This is a genomic window from Microbacterium sp. ET2 (assembly GCF_030347395.1).
Classification (GTDB): Bacteria; Actinomycetota; Actinomycetes; order Actinomycetales; family Microbacteriaceae; genus Microbacterium; species Microbacterium albipurpureum.
Genome location: NZ_CP128170.1, coordinates 637152 through 652654, shown reverse-complemented (window position 1 = coordinate 652654; position 15503 = coordinate 637152). Strand labels below are relative to the sequence as shown.

The following is a 15503-nucleotide window of genomic DNA, read 5'->3' as shown; positions in this document are numbered from 1 at the left end:
AGGGAGCTTCCTGGGCGATCCCTCGACCGGCGTGCGCCCACGGAGATGTTTCCCAGCATCCGCCCGCGATACCGCCCCGACCACAGGAGCCTCGATGACGACGTGGGAGTACCTCACCACTCCTCTGCTGATCCACAACACCGCCGCCATCCTCAACAACTGGGGGAAGCAGGGCTGGGAGCTCGTGCAGGTCGTCCAGGGGCCTGAGGGGGGCCTCGTCGCCTACTTCAAGCGTCCCGCCGGCGGCGGAGTCCCCAACGCGGCGCTCGGTGCCGCCGAGCAGGCGGCGCGCCAGTTCGGAGAAGAGCAGTGAGTGTTTCCGAGCGCCTGGCCGAGCTCGGCATCGAGCTCCCCTCGGTCGTCCCGCCGGTGGCCGCCTACATCCCCGCCAAGGCGCACGGCGGCCTCGTGTACACCGCGGGCCAGCTGCCGATGGTCTCGGGTGCGCTTCCCGAGACCGGCAAGGTCGGCGAGGGCGAGGGCCTTGTGGCCCCGGATGCCGCGGCGGGCTACGCCCGCCAGTGCGCCTTGAACGCGATTGCGGCGGCGGCCGCCGCAGCCGGGGGCGTGGACCGCCTGGCCGGCGTGCTGAAGGTCACCGGATTCGTCGCTTCGGTACCGGAGTTCACCGGTCAGCCGGGCGTGATCAACGGTGCGAGCGATGTCCTCGGGGAGATCTTCGGCGACGCCGGTCGGCACGCCCGCTCCGCGGTCGGCGTGCCGGTCCTGCCGCTGGACGCACCCGTCGAGGTCGAGGTCGTGTTCACCCTCGCCTGACGCCGCTCCGCGGCATCCATCCCCCCACCGCCCGTCCTCCCCACGCGCCTCCGCGAGAGTGCATCGGCGCGCCGAGAATGCGGGTGAACCCCACACCCTCGGCACGCAGATGCACCCTCGGCGAACCAGCGGGAAGCGAACGGGCTCGGACGAAGAGCGGGCGCGGGGCTACCTCACCTGCGCCGAGATCACGCTCATTACGGCCGTGTCCGCGAGGGTCGTCGTGTCGCCGACCTCACGGCCCTCCGCGACATCCCGCAGCAGCCGGCGCATGATCTTGCCCGACCGCGTCTTCGGCAGCTCACCGACGATGTAGACGTCGCGCGGCCGGGCGATCGGCCCGATCTGCTCGCTCACCCACGCGCGCAGTGCCTGCGCGAGCCCCTCGGGGGAGTGCTTGTCGAGGTAGCTCTGCTTGATGATGACGAACGCGACCACGGCCTGACCCGTCGTCTCATCGGAGGCACCGACGACCGCCGCCTCGGCGGTGGCCTCGTGCGCCACGAGGGCCGACTCGATCTCGGTCGTCGACAGGCGATGGCCCGAGACGTTCATCACGTCGTCGACGCGGCCGAGGAGCCACACATCTCCGTCGTCATCGAGCCGCGCGCCGTCGCCGGCGAAGTAGTAGCCCTTCTCGCGGAACTTGTCCCAGTAGGTCTCCGTGAACCGCTCGGGATCGCCCCAGATTCCGCGGAGCATCGACGGCCAGGGCTCGGTGACCACAAGCAGCCCGCCGTTGCCGTTGCCGACGTGGGTGCCGTCGTCGTCGACGACGTCGATCGAGATGCCGGGCAGGGGCACCTGAGCCGACCCCGGCTTGGTCTCCGTCACGCCGGGAAGGGCCGAGATCATCATCGCGCCGGTCTCCGTCTGCCACCACGTGTCCACGATCGGCGTCTCACCGTGACCGATGATCTCGCGGTACCAGACCCACGCCTCGGGGTTGATCGGCTCGCCGACCGAACCGAGGAGGCGCAGCGACGACAGGTCGAACTTCTGCGGAACCGCGCGTCCGATCTTCATGAACGAGCGGATGGCGGTCGGAGCGGTGTACAGGATCGTGACCCCGTACTTCTCCACGAGCTCCCACCAGCGCCCGGGGTGCGGGGTGTCGGGCGTGCCCTCGTAGAGCACCTGGGTGGCGCCGTTGGCGAGGGGACCGTAGGTGACGTAGGAGTGACCGGTGATCCACCCGATGTCGGCGGTGCACCAGTACACGTCGGTCTCGGGGTGGATGTCGTGGACGACCCGGTTGGTGAACGCCGCCTGCGTGAGGTACCCGCCGGAGGTGTGCAGGATCCCCTTCGGCTTACCCGTGGTGCCGGAGGTGTAGAGGATGAACAGCGGGTTCTCAGCCGGGAAAGCGGATGCTTCGTGCTCGGCCGCCGCCGCCGGGACGACGTCGTGCCACCACAGGTCGCGCCCCTCCACCCAGTCGACGTCGTTGCCGCCGCGGCGGACGACGAGCACGTTCTCGACCGTCTCCTGGGGGCCGGAGCCGTTGCGATCGGCGAGCGCCATGTCGACGGCGGGCTTGAGGGGTGACACCTTCCCCTTGCGGTAGCCGCCGTCGGCGGTGATCACGAGCTTCGCACCGGCGTCGTCGATGCGCGCCCGCAGGCTGTCGGCGGAGAAGCCGCCGAACACCACGGAGTGCACCGCGCCGATGCGTGCGACGGCGAGCATCGCGGCGATCGCTTCGGGGATCATCGGCATGTAGATGGCCACACGGTCGTTGACGCCGACGCCGAGGCCCTCCAGCACGTTGGCGAGCCGCTTGACCTCGTCGGTCAGCTCCGCGTACGTCACACGGCGTTCCTCGCCCGGCTCACCCTCCCACAGCAGGGCTACGCGGTCGCCGTTTCCGGCTTCGACATGCCGGTCGAGGCAGTTGTAGGCGACGTTGAGCTCGCCGTCGGCGAACCACTCGGCGAACGGGGGGTTCGACCAGTTCAGCACCTGCGTGAAGGGCGTGTGCCAGTGCAGCAGCTCCCGGGCCTGGTCGGCCCAGAACCCTTCGCGATCCTCTGCCGCGCGGGCATAGAGGTCGGCGTTCGCGACGGCGTCGTCGGCGAACTCCGGCGACGGTGCGAACCGTCGGTTCTCGTTCAACAGGTGGTCGATCTGGCTGCTGGTCATGCTCATCGGTGCGCGCTCCTTCGCGGGCGGACGGGGTGCCGGTTCCGGCCACAACACTGGTGAGAGTACCGACGGCGTGCGTCGCCTCACTACCTCCGTTAGTGGGTGGATGAGAGGAACGTGATATTCCGATGAGAGATCGCCGCCGCTGTTTGGCCGCCCTGTGACGACTGCGTATGATTCTCACGGCCGAACTTCGATTCCGGCATCCGCGACGCCCGCCCATCCCCCCGAGCCGGGGCGTCGCGGGAGGCGGTATCCCATTCCCCCCATGGGATACCGCCTCCTCTTGTCCATCGTCCGCTCACGTCGGACGAGCCGCGGATGCGCATCGTGATCCGTCGAATACCGCGGCCTCCTCTCGGTCCGGGCCGCGTTTTCCGACGGGTCGCGGGAGGACGGGGGATCACGAGGAGCAACGGCCGTCCTCTCCTGCACATCGTCGTGGGCTCCTCGACTGTCCACCGATCCCGTCCCCGGCGCCGTGCGCAGTGTGCGCCGTCCCTACGGTCGAGGTCATGTCGATCCCGTTCGTCGTCCGCCCCCGCTCCGCGGGAGAGGTCGCGGCGGGTGAATCCTCACCGGCCGGAGTCCGGCGTCCGGCGGTCCTCGACGCCTTCTCGCCGTTCATCGACGACCCGGATGTGTCGGATGTCTTCGTCAACGGCGCCCGAGGTCTGTTCGTCGATCGCGGTCTCGGAGCCGAGCGCGCGGGTGGTTGGCGTGCCACCGAGGAGGAGGTCCGCGACCTAGCCGTGCACCTCATCGGGGCGGGCGGCCGGCACATCGACGATGCGACGCCCTGCGTCGACGTGCGTCTGGAGGGCGGGATCCGCGTCCATGCCGTACTCCCGCCGGTCTCGCCGGAGGGCACCCTCATCTCCCTGCGCATCCCGCGACTGGGCACCCCCACGCTGGACGACCTCGCCGCCTCGGGCATGTTCGACCGGGCGGCGCAGCGTGCTCTCGAGCGAATGGTCGCCCGACGGGCGAACCTGCTCGTCAGCGGCGCCGCCGGGGCCGGGAAGACCACGCTGCTGGCCGCCCTGCTGTCCGCCGCCCCCGCAGCGGAGAGGATCGTCACGATCGAGGATGTCGCGGAGCTGCGCCTCTCGCATCCGCACCATGCCCGCCTCGAGGCGCGCCAGGCCAACCTCGAAGGGGCGGGCGAGATCGCCCTGGCTCGGCTCGTGCGCGAAGCGCTGCGGATGCGTCCCGACCGGCTGGTTGTGGGGGAGTGCCGCGGGGCCGAGGTGCGTGAGCTCCTCTCGGCGCTGAACACCGGTCACGACGGAGGTGCGGGAACCGTGCACGCGAACGGGCTCGGCGACGTCGCCGCCCGGCTCGAGGCGCTCGGCGCGCTGGCAGGACTCGGAGACCACGCGCTCGCCCGCCAGGTGACCAGCGCGATCGATGTCGTGCTGCATGTCGAGCGGAGCGGGAGCGAGCGCCGGCTCGCCGGCGCGGGTCGTCCGCAGCTCTCGTCGGTCGGTCGGCTGGAGATCGCGCCCGTGGACCTGGAGGAGGTGGCCGACCGATGAGTGCGCTGCTCGCCCGTCTCCCCGGTCGGACCTCACCCGCTCCGCCCACGACCCCCGCCGCCGACACCGTCCTGAAGCTGGCGGTCCTCCTCCAGGCGGGGGTCACGCCCGACCGGGCGTGGGAGCACCTTGCCGAGACGGGGGATGCCACGGCGCGGACGATCCGCGACCGGCGACGAGGTGGCGCCGGCCTCGCGTCGGCGATCAGCGGAACGGGGCCGCAAGCGAGCCCCTGGCGGGAGGTCGGGGCCGCATGGGAGGTCGCCACCGTCGTCGGGGCGCCTCTGGCGCCGAGCCTGCGCGGGCTCGCCGTCGCCCTCCGCGACGCGCAGGAGGGAGCGGATGAAGTCCGGGTGGCCCTGGCCGAGCCCGCCGGAACCGCCCGACTGATCGGCTGGCTACCGCTTCTGGGTGTCGCCCTGGGACTTCTGCTCGGCTTCGATACGGTCGGGATCCTCACCACGCACCCCCTGGGTATCGCCTGCCTCGTCGTCGGCGGCGCCCTCATCCTCATCGCGCGGCGCTGGACGGCATCCCTGGCCCGCAAAGCCCGGCCGCCCGGGGGGATCGCGGGCCTCGACGGCGAGCTTCTGGCGATCGCCCTGAGCGGCGGCGTCTCGATCGAACGGGCGATGATCCTCGTCACCACCGCAACCGGGACACCTCCGGCACCCGCGACGGTGGGTCTGCTGGAGCTGTCCCGGCGGGCAGGAGTGCCCGCTGTCGAGTTGCTGCGCGCCGCCGCCGCGCTCGCGCGTCACCAGGCGCGTGTCGACGGCAGACTTCGTGCCGCGAAGCTTGCGACGACGCTTCTTCTGCCCCTCGGCGTCTGCACGCTCCCGGCATTCCTGCTCCTCGGGGTCGGGCCCATGTTCCTCAGCGTCCTGTCCTCGTCCGCGCTCAGCCTGTGACAGCGCCTCGACGTGCCCACCGCCCATCCCATCGCAGAGAGAAGTGACCACCATGACCCACCGACACCACACCACCACGCGCTCGGTCCGCCTGAGCCGAAGTCGCGCGGCGCGGCTCTTCGCCGACGAGTCCGGCGCGGCCACCGCCGAGTACGCCATCGCGACGATGGCCGCCGTCGCCTTCGCCGGTCTCCTCGTCCTGATCATGCGCAGCGACGAGGTGCGGGGCATCCTGACGGAGCTCGTCCGCCGCGCCCTCACGGTGGCATGAGAAGCCGTGAGCTCGGTGGCGACCGCGGGTCGGTCGTCGCCGAGTTCGCGGTGGCGCTTCCCGCCGTCGTGGTCGTGGTCCTCCTCTCCGTGGCCGCGCTGACGGTCTCGGCCCAGCAGGTGCGGCTGCAGGACGCCGCCGCGGATGCGGCACGTCTCGCCGCACGCGGCGAGGACGGGGAGCGCATCCACGGTGCGATCGGGGCCGGTGTGCCGGGTGCGCGGAGCACCGTGTCGCACGAGGGGGATCTCGTGTGCGTGTCGGCCACCGCGCCGGCGCACCCCGTTCTGCCGATCACGCTGTCGGCGCGCAGCTGCGGTCTCGCCGGGGGGTGGTGACCCGGTGGCCGGCACCTCCCTCGCCGTCGGCGTCGTCGGCATGACGGCAGCTCTCGCGGTAGGTCTCGTCGCCGTCGGCGGCGCAGCGGTTCAGGCCCAGCGCGTCGCCGGCGTCGCCGACGCGGCTGCGCTCGCTGCCGCCGACGCCGCGTCGGGTGTGCTCGCGGGTGCACCGTGCGAGCGCGCCGCGCAGATGGCGGCCACCATCGGGGGCGAGCTCACCCGCTGCGAGCTCGACGACCTCGTCGCGACCGTCTCGGTGGAAGGTCGCGTCCTCGGGCTCCCGGTGTCGGCGTCTGCCCGCGCCGGGCCGCCCGTTTTCCCATGACGCGACGGGGAATGCCGCGGCCGCTCTCAGCGATCACCCCCCTGTGCGGTGTGTATGGTGTGCAACGAAGAAAGGACCCCCGTGGCATCCACAGGCAAAAAGCTCGTCATCGTCGAGTCCCCGACGAAGATGCGCTCCATTCAGGGGTACCTCGGCGACGGATACGAGGTGCTCAGCTCCGTCGGGCACATCCGCGACCTGGCGAACAAGAAGGACATTCCGGCCGACAAGAAGGCCGCGTACGGCAAGTACTCGATCGACATCGACAACGACTTCGATCCTCTCTATGTCGTGAACGACCGCAAGACCAAGACCGTCGCCGAACTCAAGCGTGCGTTGAAGGGGGCCGACGAAGTCCTCCTCGCCACCGATGAGGACCGCGAGGGCGAGGCGATCGCGTGGCACCTGCTCGAGGTGCTCAAGCCCAAGGTGCCCGTCAAGCGCATGGTCTTCCACGAGATCACGAAGGACGCCATCCGCGCTGCCGTCGACAACACCCGCGAACTCGACCACGCCCTCGTCGACGCCCAGGAGACCCGGCGCGTCCTCGACCGGCTCTACGGGTGGGATGTCTCGCCCGTCCTCTGGCGCAAGGTCGGAAGCGGTCGGGAAGGCGCAGCGCTCAGTGCCGGTCGTGTGCAGTCCGCGGCGACTCGGATGGTGGTCGACCGCGAACGCGAGCGGATGGCCTTCGTCACCGCCAGCTACTGGGACGTCGAGACCGGAGCGGTCAAGGGATCGCTCGCCGACGGAGCGCAGCCCTTCACCGCGCGTCTCGCGCGCCTGGACGGCGCCGCCCTCGCCCGCGGCACCGACTTCGACGACGCGGGTCGGTTGAAGAAGGCGGTCGTCGTCCTCGACGAGGTGCGGGCGCGCGCCCTCGCCGCTGCGCTGGAGGCAGCTGGTGAAGCATCCGTCTCGAATCTCGAATCCAAGCCCGGCACCCGCAGCCCCAAGCCGCCCTTCACCACCTCGACCCTCCAGCAGGAGGCGGGGCGGAAGCTCTCGATGAGCGCGAAGCACGCCATGGGCGTGGCGCAGCGCCTTTACGAGAAGGGCTACATCACCTATATGCGCACCGACTCCACGGCGCTGTCGGCCCAGGCGGTCACGGCGGCTCGTGCGCAGGCGGTCAGCCTGTACGGCGACAAGGCGGTGCCCGCCAATCCCCGCGCGTATCGCAACAACAGCAAGAACGCCCAGGAGGCGCACGAGGCGATCCGTCCCTCGGGCGAGGACTTCCGCACGCCCTCGTCGGTCAAGGATCAGCTCGATCGCGACGAGCTGCGCATGTACGACCTCATCTGGAAGCGAACCATCGCCAGCCAGATGTCCGACGCCAAGTACGAGACGACCACGGTGACCATCACCGCGGATGTCTCGGTCGACGGCGCGGTCCAGCGCGCGGAGTTCACCGCGTCGGGCACCGTCTACACCTTCAAGGGGTTCCTCGAGGCGTACGAGGAGGGGACCGATGAGAAGCGGGGCGATGCCCACCGCAGCGACGACCAGTCCCTGCCCGTGCTGAGCGTCGGCGACCTGGTGCGCCTGCGCGACATCGAAGCCAAGGGCCATGCGACGTCGCCGAAACCGCGCTACACCGAGGCGAGCCTGGTCAAGGCCCTCGAGGAGAAGGGGATCGGCCGTCCCTCGACGTTCGCGAGCATCATCGACGTGATCCTCGACCGCGGCTACGTGCGCAAGCGCGGACAAGCGCTGGTGCCCAGCTGGCTCGCTTTCAGCGTCGTGCGACTGCTCGAACAGCACTTCGCCGACCTGGTCGACTACGACTTCACGGCTGCGCTCGAGGACGACCTCGACCGCATCGCACGTGGCGAGCAGCGTCGCACCGATTGGCTCCGTGCCTTCTACTTCGGCAACGAGGAGCACCCGGGCCTGCGCAACATCGTCGAGAACCTCGGCGAGATCGACGCCCGCGAGCTCAACTCCACCCGCATCACCGACACCGCCACCCTGCGTTTCGGCAAGTTCGGGCCGTATCTCGAGATCACCGATCCCGAGCAGCCCGAGGCCGAGCCGCGCCGGGTGAACATCCCCGATGACCTCGCGCCCGACGAGCTCACCCCCGAGAAGGTGCAGGAGCTTCGCGACGCCCCCGTCGCGGGCAACCGCGTGCTCGGGACGAACCCGGCGAACGGGAAGCTGGTCGTCGTGAAGGACGGTCGCTTCGGTCCCTACATCGAGGAGACCGACCCCGAAGAGCCCGGCGAGGTCGACGAGGCCACCGGAGAAGTGATCGAGGAGGCTCCGAAGAAGGGCAGGAAGGATGCCGCCAAGACGGCGCCCAAGCCCCGCACCGCGTCCCTCTTCGCGTCGATGTCCCCCGACACGATCGACCTCGAGACCGCGCTGCGCCTGCTCGACCTTCCCCGCGTGGTCGGCGAGGATCCCGAGTCGGGCGAGCCGATCACCGCCCAGAACGGCCGGTTCGGCCCGTACCTGAAGAAGGGCACCGACTCACGGTCACTGGAGTCGGAGCAGCAGATCTTCGACGTCACACTCGAGCAGGCACTGGCGCTCTACGCGCAGCCGAAGTACGGTGCACGGAAGGCATCGAGTGCGCTGAAGGAGTTCGACAACGATCCGGTGAGCGGCAAGCCCATCAAGCTGCGCGACGGCCGCTTCGGACCGTACGTCACCGACGGGGAGACGAACGCGACCATCCCCCGGGGTGAGAACGCGATGGATGTCACCTACGAGCGCGCCGTGCAGCTGATCGCCGACAAGCGGGCGAAGGGCCCGGCGCCCAAACGCACGACGCGCCGCACCACCACCGCCCGCAAGCCCGCGGCGAAGAAGAAGTGAGCTCGGGCGCCGCCCTGGCGTCGGAGGGCGAGCCCGAGTCATCCGGACTCCCCGCAGTCCCGGGGCTCCCCGTGGTTCCGGGACTTTTCGTCACCCTCGAGGGCGGCGACGGTGCCGGAAAGACCACCCAGGCCGCGCTTCTCGAGGAGTGGCTGACCGAGCGCGGTCGGCGGGTGGTCCGCACCCGGGAACCGGGCGGGACCGAGGTGGGGGTCCTGATCCGGGACATCGTGCTGCATCACCGCGGCGACGTCTCGCCGCGTGCCGAGGCGTTGCTGTATGCCGCCGACCGGGCCCATCATGTCGCGACGGTGGTGCGTCCGGCGATCGCCCGCGGCGATGTCGTGATCCAAGACCGCTACCTCGACTCCTCGGTCGCCTACCAGGGTGCCGGCCGGGTGCTCGGCTCCGGCGAAGTGCGCGATCTGTCGCTCTGGGCCACCGAGGGTCTCCTGCCCGATCTCACGGTGCTGCTCGACCTCGACCCCGCGGCGGCGCGCGCTCGACGCGATGCCGACGACAAACCGTTCGACCGGCTCGAGGCGGAGCAGGATGACTTCCACGCACGGGTGCGGAGCGAGTTCCTCTCCCTCGCCGCCGCCGAGCCCGGACGCTTCCTCGTGCTCGACGCCGCCGCGCCGGCGGATGAGATCGCGACCGCCGTGCGGACGCGCGTGGCCGCCCTGCTCGCCGCCCGCACATCGTGAGCAACCCCCCAGCCGGGGTGTCGGGCGGGGAGAATAGGCTGAATCCCATGGAGGCCAGCGCGACCACGATCGGCACCGCGACCGACCCGTGGCGCGGCGTGTGGGGGCAGCCCGATGCGGTGGCTGCCCTCCAGGCCGCGGCCGCCGACCCCGCGTCGATGACGCACGCGTGGCTGCTCATCGGGCCGCCCGGATCGGGCCGATCGACCCTCGCGTACGCGTTCGCCGCCGCTCTGATCGCAGAACCCGGCGATGACGCCGCCATCGGCCAGGTCCTCGCCGGTACCCACCCCGACCTCACGGCGCTGCGCACAGAGCAGGTCATCATCCGCATCGACGAGGCCCGTCGGCTGGTGGAGCGGGCCTATTTCGCGCCCTCGATCGGGCGGCATCGGGTCATCGTCGTCGAGGACGCGGATCGGATGGCCGAGCGCACCTCGAACGTGCTGCTGAAGGCCCTGGAGGAGCCTCCCGAGCGCACGGTGTGGGTGCTGTGCGCGCCGAGCGACGCCGACCTGCTTCCCACGATCCGGTCGCGGGTCCGCACCGTGCGGCTCCGCGAGCCCGATGTCGCCGACGTCGCCGCTCTCATCGCCGCCCGCACCGGCGCGACGCCCGAGATCGCCGAACAGTCGGCGCGGCACGCTCAAAGGCACATCGGCATGGCCCAGCGCCTGGCGAGCGACGACGCGGCGCGCAGGCGTCGCGCCGAGACCCTCGCGGGCGTCCTCTCCGTCCGCGGCGTGGGGGGCGCGGTCGATGCGGCCGCGCGCATCGTCGCGGCGGCCACCGATGACGCCAAGGCGCTCAGCGCCGAGCGCGACGAGGCCGAGCGTCTGCAGTTGCGACGCACCCTCGGCATCCCCGAGGGAGCTCCTGTGCCGCCCGCCGTGCGCAGCCAGCTGTCTGCGCTGGAGGACGACCAGAAGCGTCGGGCGACCAGGAGCCTGCGAGACGGCATCGATCGCGTCCTGACCGATCTGCAGTCCTTATTCCGCGACGTCCTCATGCGGCAGTTCGGCCGGGAGGACGACATGATCAATCGCGAATTCTCCGATGACATCCGTGCTCTCGCCGATCAGTGGCAACCCTCGCGCACGCTCGTCGTGCTGGACCAGATCTCCGAGACCCGGCGCAATCTCGAGCAGAACGTCGCTCCGACCCTGGCCATCGAGAGCATGTTGATCACCGTCGCCACCGGAAGGACCCCGTGACCCCCGCACCCTCTCGCCTCCGCCGCCGCGTCGCCGCGGCGCTCGCCACCGTCGTCGCTATGACGCTGGTGCTGTCGGGGTGTGTGTACTCGCTGATCCCCGAGACCCGGCCGACGTCGACGGCGAGTCCGACCCCGGACACGGAGGGGGTCGATCAAGAGCTCCTGCCGTTCTACGAGCAGACGCTGACATGGAGCGACTGCGGCGACGGCTTCGACTGCACCATGGTGCGGGCTCCCCTGGACTGGAGCGACCCGTCGGCCGGCGACATCCAGCTCTCCGTCGTCCGCCATCGGGCGACCGGGGGCGAGGCGATCGGCTCCCTTCTGACCAACCCCGGCGGGCCGGGCGCGAGTGGCGTCTCCCTCATCCGCGACTCCCTGGGGTTCGCCGTCGGACAGCAGCTGCAGCAGCGCTTCGACGTCATCGGATTCGACCCGCGCGGGGTGGGGGAGTCCACCGCCGTGCGTTGCTACGACGCCCCGCAGATGGACGCCTACCTCTACCCCGACGTCTCCGCCCCGCGCGGCAGCGACGCATGGACCCAGGAGTGGCTCGACCTTCACGAGGGGTTCGCAGAGGCGTGCGAGGCGAACAGCGGCGGCATCCTTCCGCACATCACCACCGAGAACGCGGCCCGCGACATGGACCTTCTGCGCGCGGTCCTCGGCGACGAGCAGCTGAACTATCTCGGCTATTCGTACGGCACGTTCCTCGGCGCCACCTACGCCAAGCTCTATCCCGAGCGGGTGGGCCGTCTCGTGCTCGACGGGGCGATCGACCCCGCGGCGTCGGGCTTCGATGTCAGCACGACGCAGGCGATCGGGTTCGAGTCGGCATTGCGGGCGTACATGACCGACTGCCTGACGAGCGACGACTGCCCCTTCCGGGGGTCGCTGGACGAGGCGATGGCCGACCTGGGTGCGCTGCTGGCCAGCGCCGACGCTGCGCCGCTCATCGCTTCCGACGGGCGTGAGCTGAACGCGGATGCGCTGACCACGGCCATCGTGGCTGCCCTATACTCCCGCGACAACTGGACGTTCCTCACCAACGCGCTCAGCGACGTGCTGCAAGGCGATCCGGAGTTCGCCTTCGTGCTGGCGGACTTCTACAACGGCCGTCAGGAGGGCCAGTACCTCGACAACTCCACGGAGGCCTTCCGTGCGTACAACTGCATGGACTACCCCGAGGATCCCACCTTCGACGCCGACGAAGAGGCTGCGCAAGCCCGACTGGAGATCGAGGCCCCGACCGTCGCTCCCTACTGGGCCGGACCTGATCCGTGCGACGTGTGGCCCTACCCGCCGACGGGAGTGCGTGAGGCGATCACCGCCGAAGGCGCCGCCCCCATCGTCGTGGTCGGCACGACCAATGATCCGGCGACCCCGTACGAGTGGTCGGTGGCGCTCGCCGATCAGCTCGCCTCCGGGGTTCTCGTGACGCGCGTCGGGGAAGGCCACACCGGGTACAACAAGGGCAACGCCTGCGTCGACTCCGCTGTGGAGTCGTACCTCGTCGACGGTGTGGTTCCCGAGGACGGGCTGCGCTGCGAGTAGCCGCGGCACGGTTCGCCCCGTGCCCGACGAGGCTGTAAGATCGGTGATCGTGCATCGCGCGAGCGACGCGCGCCACCTTAGCTCAGTCGGCAGAGCGATTCACTCGTAATGAATAGGTCAAGGGTTCGATTCCCTTAGGTGGCTCCACAATCCGATCGGCTCCGCTCCTGGTCCTTGCGGCTCAGCGCGCCGAATAAACTCACGGAGTGACCACCTCTGCCGACACCGCGGTGAACGCGGTGCTGGAGATCTTCAGCTGGGTGGGACTGGGCCTCGGCGGTGTCGTGCTGCTGGTCGCGGCAATCCTCGCCCTCGCCGACGGCACGTGGGAGCCGGTCACCGTCATGATCGACGACGATGACGAGGGTGGCCGGATCGCCCGGTGGTTCGGATCGGACGGCGAGGTCGGCGAGGCGCACCTCACGCCCGAGCAGCTCCGTGCGCTGGAGGGTCAGGACTCCGCTTCGGCGTTCGCCCGCCGTGACTCTCCCGGACGGATGCGGCTGACCAGGGGATCGCCGCTCGTGCGCTTCGTCGCCTGGTTCGGGGTGGGTCTCGCCGCGCTCGGCCTCCTCGCCCTCGTGATCTCCTGGATCCTGCTGTTCACGGCCGGATGACGCGGAGGCGCCTCGCCCGAACGGGCACCCCCCGTCGTAGGCTCGAAGCATGACCCGGGCGCTTTTCATCGTCGATCTGCAGAACGACTTCACCGAGCGGGGCGCGCTCGGCGTGACCGGGGAGACGAGGTCGCAGCACGGGTGACGGCGTTCCTCGCCCGGCACGCGGATGACTACGCGCTGATCGTGGCGTCCCGTGACTGGCACGACCCCGACAACGACAACGGCGGCCACTTCTCCGACGCACCGGATTTCGTCGACACGTGGCCGCCGCACTGCGTCGCCGGCACGTACGGCGCGGAGTACGACGAGCTGTTCGATGAGTCGGAGGTCACCCATCATCTGAAGAAGGGGCAGGGCCGGCCCGCCTATTCGCTGTTCGAAGGGCATGCGGAGGACGGCACCACGGCGGCCCAGCTGCTCGATTCGCACGGCATCGTCGACATCGATGTCGCAGGGATCGCGACGGACTACTGCGTGCGGGCCTCCGCTCTGGATGCACTCGCCGCTGGGCGGCGGGTGAGGGTGCTGACCGACCTCATCGCCGGCGTCCACCCGGACTCCAGCGCGCGAGCGCTCGACGAGATCTCCCGCGCCGGCGCCGAGCTCGTTGCTTCGCAGGGCTGAGTCAGCTGCGCGAGCCCGACTCGCGGTCGAAGGGGGGCGGGCGGAGCCAGTCCGGGATACCCGGGGCATCACCGGGACCGTTGCCATTGCCGGCCCCGTTGCCGGCGCCGACTCCTGGCGCCTCGTTCTCCTCCGGCCCCGTCTGGGTCGGGCCGGGGGCGGGTGACGAGGGTGTCGGCGACGGAGCCGTCTCGCCCTCGTCGTCGGCGTCGTCGCGAGGGGCGGTGGGGGTGGGCCGCGGGTGCGCCGTCCCCGCCGATTCGATCGGACGCGGGGTCGCCGCGGGGGCGGGCGGTGTCTGCGGATCCGCGACGGGCGCGTCATCCGTCCGAAGCTCGGTGTCCGATGCCGGCACCGAGTCCAGCACCGTGGCCGGAGCGGTGCCCGCATTCTCCGCCGTCTCCTCGGTGGGGTTCGGAGCGGGCAGGGTCCGCGCGGGCGTCGGTTCGGAAACCACGGGGGTCAACGATCCGGCGGTCCCGAATGCGCCGGAGAGCGCGCTGACGACCCCGACGACCAGCAGGGTGGCCACGGCGGCCGCGCCCCAGAGGGCCGTCATCCGGCGCGACCGTCGGGTGCGTTCGGTGCGAGTCGTGCGACGACTCGGGGCGTTCTTCACCGGCGTCGGCGCCTGATGTGCCGTCGCAGCGGCGGGGAACGCGGTCGGCATGGTGGCCGGAATCTCGGAGGTGTCGAGATCGCGGTCCGACGTGTCGTGCTGAAGAACAAGGTCGCCCGACGGCGCGGGCGCGGAAGCAGGTGCTGCCGGTGGCATGGCGATCATCACACCGGTACTGGTGAGAGCGGATGCGGCAACAGCGACATCCAGGGCGCTCGGGCGGTCCCGGGGGTCGAGCGAGGTCATGGCCACGAGGAGCTCGCGCCATCCGTCGTCGAGGTCGGGAGGGATGGCGGGCGCAGACGCCAACCGCGCCACGAGGGCTTCGGCGCCCGTGCCGTGTCGATACGCGCGGAGGCCGGTGAGCGCCTCGATCACCACGAGGCCCAGCGAGAACACGTCGACCGCCGGGGTGGGTGCGTCGCCCCTGACCTGTTCGGGAGCGAGGTAGGCGGCAGTCCCCAGCACGAGGCCGGGGGAGGTGATCCGCGCGCTGTCATGGAGATACGCGATGCCGAAGTCGGCGAGCTTGGCGCGGAACTGCCGCATCGGCAGCGGCGAGGGGGACAGGAGGATGTTGGACGGCTTGATGTCGCGGTGGACGATTCCTGCGTCGTGCACCGTGTGCAGCGCATCCGCGAGGTCCATCGTCAGAGCCGCAGCCGTCGCCGGAGGCAACGGGCCGCCGCTCAGACACTGGGCCAAGGTCGGGCCCTCGACGTATTCCATCACGAGGAAATCGCCGTCGCCCCCACGAGTGTCGTCGCCGAGATGCGCGTCCAGGAGGGTGACGAGCGAGGGGTGGCTGAGGCCGGCGAGAAGTCGCATCTCGGAGCGGACGCGCGGCTGATCGTCGTCGATGGATCCGCGCATCCGCTTGATGGCGACGGTGCGCCCGAGAGCGACGTCCTCGGCACGGTAGACCCGCGCCATCCCGCCCTCGCCGATGCACTCACCGATGCGATAACGCCCCGACAGCAAGGGGGGTTCGGCCGGTGACGACATACCTGAAACGGTACGCGGGGAGAA

14 protein-coding genes, 1 tRNA gene and 1 pseudogene are annotated in these 15503 nt (G+C 70.5%); 14 read left to right on the top strand and 2 right to left on the bottom strand.

What is annotated here, in order from left to right; all coding sequences use genetic code 11:
- Positions 1 to 94: 94 nt before the first annotated feature.
- Together sp36 and QSU92_RS03215 are read left to right on the top strand one after the other, a co-directional pair.
- Positions 95 to 313 (top strand): Sp36 family protein, encoded by a 219-nt coding sequence (gene sp36, locus QSU92_RS03220; RefSeq protein WP_289264760.1) that lies wholly within the window; start codon positions 95 to 97, stop codon positions 311 to 313.
- Positions 310 to 777, top strand: coding sequence for a RidA family protein (locus tag QSU92_RS03215; protein WP_289264759.1), 468 nt, complete (start codon positions 310 to 312; stop codon positions 775 to 777). Before sp36 ends, QSU92_RS03215 begins: the two co-directional genes overlap by 4 nt.
- Positions 778 to 945: 168 nt before the next feature.
- Here QSU92_RS03215 and acs read toward each other — a convergent pair whose 3' ends face one another.
- Positions 946 to 2919: an acetate--CoA ligase gene (gene acs, locus QSU92_RS03210; RefSeq protein WP_289265801.1), complete on the bottom strand. Its 1974-nt coding sequence runs from the start codon at positions 2917 to 2919 to the stop codon at positions 946 to 948.
- A gap of 518 nt (positions 2920 to 3437) precedes the next feature.
- On the opposite strand from acs, the gene QSU92_RS03205 reads away from it, so the two are divergent.
- The 12 genes and pseudogenes from QSU92_RS03205 to QSU92_RS03150 all read left to right on the top strand — a co-directional run bounded on the left by QSU92_RS03205 (position 3438) and on the right by QSU92_RS03150 (position 13855).
- Positions 3438 to 4460 carry a TadA family conjugal transfer-associated ATPase gene (locus tag QSU92_RS03205; RefSeq protein WP_289264758.1) on the top strand — a complete coding sequence of 341 codons (1023 nt, stop codon included), beginning with the start codon at positions 3438 to 3440 and terminating at the stop codon, positions 4458 to 4460.
- Entirely contained in the window at positions 4457 to 5371 is a 915-nt protein-coding gene (locus QSU92_RS03200) for a type II secretion system F family protein (RefSeq protein ID WP_289264757.1), read from the top strand. Before QSU92_RS03205 ends, QSU92_RS03200 begins: the two co-directional genes overlap by 4 nt.
- Before the next feature lie 52 nt (positions 5372 to 5423).
- On the top strand, positions 5424 to 5642 hold the full coding sequence (locus QSU92_RS03195; protein WP_289264756.1) for a DUF4244 domain-containing protein: 219 nt from the start codon (positions 5424 to 5426) through the stop codon (positions 5640 to 5642).
- Positions 5639 to 5980, top strand: coding sequence for a TadE family type IV pilus minor pilin (locus QSU92_RS03190; protein ID WP_289264755.1), 342 nt, complete (start codon positions 5639 to 5641; stop codon positions 5978 to 5980). Before QSU92_RS03195 ends, QSU92_RS03190 begins: the two co-directional genes overlap by 4 nt.
- 4 nt (positions 5981 to 5984) lie before the next feature.
- A complete protein-coding gene (locus QSU92_RS03185; protein WP_289264754.1) occupies positions 5985 to 6308 on the top strand; it encodes an Rv3654c family TadE-like protein in 324 nt (107 codons plus the stop codon).
- A 129-nt stretch (positions 6309 to 6437) separates the two neighbouring features.
- Positions 6438 to 9134 carry a type I DNA topoisomerase gene (gene topA, locus QSU92_RS03180; protein ID WP_333783461.1) on the top strand — a complete coding sequence of 899 codons (2697 nt, stop codon included), beginning with the start codon at positions 6438 to 6440 and terminating at the stop codon, positions 9132 to 9134.
- A 71-nt stretch (positions 9135 to 9205) separates the two neighbouring features.
- Complete coding sequence (gene tmk / locus QSU92_RS03175; RefSeq protein ID WP_289265800.1) at positions 9206 to 9841, top strand: dTMP kinase; 636 nt, start codon at positions 9206 to 9208, stop codon at positions 9839 to 9841.
- A gap of 47 nt (positions 9842 to 9888) precedes the next feature.
- Complete coding sequence (locus tag QSU92_RS03170) at positions 9889 to 11055, top strand: DNA polymerase III subunit delta' (protein WP_289264752.1); 1167 nt, start codon at positions 9889 to 9891, stop codon at positions 11053 to 11055.
- Complete coding sequence (locus QSU92_RS03165) at positions 11052 to 12611, top strand: alpha/beta hydrolase (protein WP_422880411.1); 1560 nt, start codon at positions 11052 to 11054, stop codon at positions 12609 to 12611. The genes QSU92_RS03170 and QSU92_RS03165 overlap by 4 nt, the downstream gene beginning before the upstream one ends.
- Positions 12612 to 12682: 71 nt before the next feature.
- Positions 12683 to 12758 (top strand) — tRNA-Thr (locus QSU92_RS03160).
- A 59-nt stretch (positions 12759 to 12817) separates the two neighbouring features.
- Positions 12818 to 13228: a hypothetical protein gene (locus QSU92_RS03155; protein WP_289264751.1), complete on the top strand. Its 411-nt coding sequence runs from the start codon at positions 12818 to 12820 to the stop codon at positions 13226 to 13228.
- Positions 13229 to 13277: 49 nt separating this feature from the next.
- Positions 13278 to 13855: pseudogene (locus QSU92_RS03150) on the top strand (isochorismatase family protein).
- A gap of 1 nt (position 13856) precedes the next feature.
- Here QSU92_RS03150 and QSU92_RS03145 read toward each other — a convergent pair.
- A complete protein-coding gene (locus tag QSU92_RS03145) occupies positions 13857 to 15479 on the bottom strand; it encodes a serine/threonine-protein kinase (RefSeq protein ID WP_289264750.1) in 1623 nt (540 codons plus the stop codon).
- Between the last annotated feature and the right edge of the window lie 24 nt (positions 15480 to 15503).

Bases quoted from the DNA above. Each gene is read 5' to 3' on its own strand.
- QSU92_RS03205 (WP_289264758.1), top strand. From the start codon at position 3,438: ATGTCGATCCCGTTCGTCGTCCGCCCCCGCTCCGCGGGAGAGGTCGCG.
- QSU92_RS03170 (WP_289264752.1), top strand. From the start codon at position 9,889: ATGGAGGCCAGCGCGACCACGATCGGCACCGCGACCGACCCGTGGCGC.
- QSU92_RS03200 (WP_289264757.1), top strand. From the start codon at position 4,457: ATGAGTGCGCTGCTCGCCCGTCTCCCCGGTCGGACCTCACCCGCTCCG.
- sp36 (WP_289264760.1), top strand. From the start codon at position 95: ATGACGACGTGGGAGTACCTCACCACTCCTCTGCTGATCCACAACACC.
- QSU92_RS03145 (WP_289264750.1), bottom strand. From the start codon at position 15,479: ATGTCGTCACCGGCCGAACCCCCCTTGCTGTCGGGGCGTTATCGCATC.
- acs (WP_289265801.1), bottom strand. From the start codon at position 2,919: ATGACCAGCAGCCAGATCGACCACCTGTTGAACGAGAACCGACGGTTC.
- topA (WP_333783461.1), top strand. From the start codon at position 6,438: ATGCGCTCCATTCAGGGGTACCTCGGCGACGGATACGAGGTGCTCAGC.
- QSU92_RS03190 (WP_289264755.1), top strand. From the start codon at position 5,639: ATGAGAAGCCGTGAGCTCGGTGGCGACCGCGGGTCGGTCGTCGCCGAG.
- QSU92_RS03195 (WP_289264756.1), top strand. From the start codon at position 5,424: ATGACCCACCGACACCACACCACCACGCGCTCGGTCCGCCTGAGCCGA.